The sequence below is a fragment of the Planktosalinus sp. genome, from assembly GCF_059864935.1.
The window spans coordinates 1-2,589 of sequence record NZ_JCBCCK010000255.1 but is presented as its reverse complement, the minus strand read 5'-3'; the positions used below and the strand labels follow the sequence as shown (position 1 = coordinate 2,589).

3 protein-coding genes are annotated in these 2,589 nt (G+C 40.5%); all 3 read left to right on the top strand.

Features of this window, described 5'->3' with window-relative positions:
* On the top strand, positions 1-1,060 hold a 1,060-nt coding region (locus AC6F75_RS08705), incomplete at its 5' end, for a T9SS type A sorting domain-containing protein (protein WP_500714617.1).
* Positions 1,061-1,114: 54 nt separating this feature from the next.
* A complete protein-coding gene (locus tag AC6F75_RS08700; RefSeq protein ID WP_500714616.1) occupies positions 1,115-1,990 on the top strand; it encodes an alpha/beta fold hydrolase in 876 nt (291 codons plus the stop codon).
* A partial coding sequence (locus AC6F75_RS08695; RefSeq protein ID WP_500714615.1) for an alpha/beta fold hydrolase occupies positions 1,983-2,589 on the top strand: 607 nt, incomplete at its 3' end. The genes AC6F75_RS08700 and AC6F75_RS08695, both read left to right, overlap by 8 nt.

The window sequence follows — 2,589 nt, the reverse complement described above, 5'->3', positions numbered from 1 at the left end:
TATCACAATGAAAAATTATTTACCATTTCTTCTATTCTTTTTTAGCCTTACTTATGTTTCAGCACAATGCCCTTTTAACAGCACCATCACCTCTACACCCGATTTGAGCACGAATAATGTGGTTTGTTCAGACCAGATAATCGATTTTACAGCTCCTGCCGGTTATGACACCTACCAGTGGAAATACAAATTTTCCGCTTCAGGTACTCCCACAGATTTTGCGGGTGCAACAAGCAACACATTAAGCATCTTAGCAGGTGATCTTGGTTTTGCTTATGTTTTCGTAACCATTACTGACAACAGTTGTACTGAAGACTCCAATGACATTATGTTTGATACCTGGGTATTCGGATCACCGGCCATCGAGCATGACCCAAACACAACGCTGTGCTATGGTGAAACATCAATCATTTCAAGTGCGTTTCCCGGACCAAGCACTTACAGGTGGCTGAAAGACGGGGTGGTTGTTTATCAAGGTCCCCAGGATTATTATGAAGTTTCTGAATCCGGGGCTTATTTGCTTCACGTTTCCTATTCACAATGTCCCAATACCTGGTTGTCAAGCGGTGTGCCGGTTGTATTTGATGTAGTAGGCGAGGAGGTCGGGATTGAAGAAATCAATGACGTACTCTTTACCACTCAAAACGGATTCAATTACAACTGGTATTTGGATGGTAATCACATCTCCGGCGCAGACACTTATTTTTATACCCCGGTTGCCACAGGAGATTATACCGTTCAGGTGGCTTTTAGTGCTTCGCCAACTTGTTTGATAACTTCAGATCCTTATTTCTATGAATTCTTGAGTATAAATGAGAATGCACTGTTTGAGGACATCTATTTCCTGAATACCATTGCCGTAAACAATCAATTTGTACTTAAAAACACAAGAAATAAAGCATTAAAAATCAATTTATTTGACACTTCAGGAAAGTTGTTGTATTCCAATTCGAGTGCAGGGCAAACCATTTCAATTTCTTCAGCAAACCTGAAAAACGGTATTTACTTTTGCAGGATAGAATCAGAAGGAAAAACCAAAACAATTTCGCTAATTAATTAACCAATCATTTTTTTTGTTAAATTGCCTGTTACAAATCGTAACAGGCTTTTTTTTATGCCAAACTGGTTGTACATAACATTTTTTATCCTCGCCGTTTATGTAGTTGTAAGCCTACTGCTGTATTACTTTCAGGACTACTTTTTATTTAAACCTGAAAAGCTTCCAAAGGGATTCCGATTTTCTTACGAAAACCAAAACGTAAAAGAATACAATCTGGACACACCTGATGGAGCCACTATAAACGGGCTTCATTTTATGGTTGATCAACCCAAGGGAGTGGTGCTTTACCTCAAAGGAAATTCCAAAAGCATTAAAGGCTGGGGCAAGTTTGCGGTTGATTTTACACGGCATCATTTTGATGTCATTATGCTCGACTACCGCGGCTTTGGGAAAAGTACCGGAAGACGCACCCAAAAAGCCATTCAAAAAGATTTGCAACTGGTGTATGATAAAATCAAGGAAAAAGTTCCTGAAAGATACATCCTGCTTTACGGCAGGTCGCTGGGTTCGGGTTTTGCCACCAAACTGGCTTCTCAAAACAATCCCAGAATGCTTATACTCGATGCGCCTTATTACAGCTTGACTAAAGTAACCGCCCGCTATATGCCTTTTATGCCTCTTTCACTGCTGATGAAATATCCGTTACCCACTTACAAATGGATAAAATATGTAAACTGCCCCATACACATCCTGCACGGCACCAAAGACAAGTTGATTCCCTTTTCAAGCAGTATCAAGCTGTCACAACTCAATCCCAAAAACACAAGGTTGTATGCAGTGATTGGTGGCGGTCACAAAAACCTGAACACTTTTGAGTCTTACCACAAAATGCTTTCAGAAATTATACATTCGGTCAAGGTGAAAATTGATTTGGAGGGAAGCAGTTTTAATGTGGTTCACGGAAAAAAGAAAATTTCAAACAATGGCTAAACGGGTTATCTTTGCTGTACTAATTTTTTATGTGATGCTTACAGCACTATTGGCTTTTTTTCAGGAACAATTTATTTTTTTTCCCACACAACTTCCACAGGAATATGCCTATACATTTGATACCCCTTTTGACGAGATATTCCTCGAAAGCCCTGACGGGGCAAGTTTGAACGCCCTTCATTTTAAAGCTGAAAATCCCAAAGGCATCATTTTGTATTTCCACGGCAATGCCGGTGATTTGTCACGCTGGGGCGAAATCACTTCAGGGTTTACAAAATTCAATTACGATTTGCTGGTGATGGACTACCGCACTTACGGAAAAAGCACCGGAAAGCTCAGCGAAGAAAACCTGTATACCGATGCACAATTGTTTTATGATTTTGTAAAAGACCGGTTTCCCGAAAACGAAATCATACTTTACGGAAGGTCTTTGGGAAGTGCTTTTGCCACAAGGCTTGCCGCTGAAAACAACCCCAAAATGCTCGTCCTGGAGTCGCCCTTTTACAATTTAAAATCGCTGGCCAAAAGCAGGTTTCCCATAGTGCCCGTGGGTTTACTCATCCGCTACCACTTTGAAAACGACAAGCACATCAAAGCAG

What these genes read in the sequence shown, in the direction of transcription:
- AC6F75_RS08700 (WP_500714616.1), top strand. Translation starts at nt 1,115, where the DNA reads ATGCCAAACTGGTTGTACATAACATTTTTTATCCTCGCCGTTTATGTA.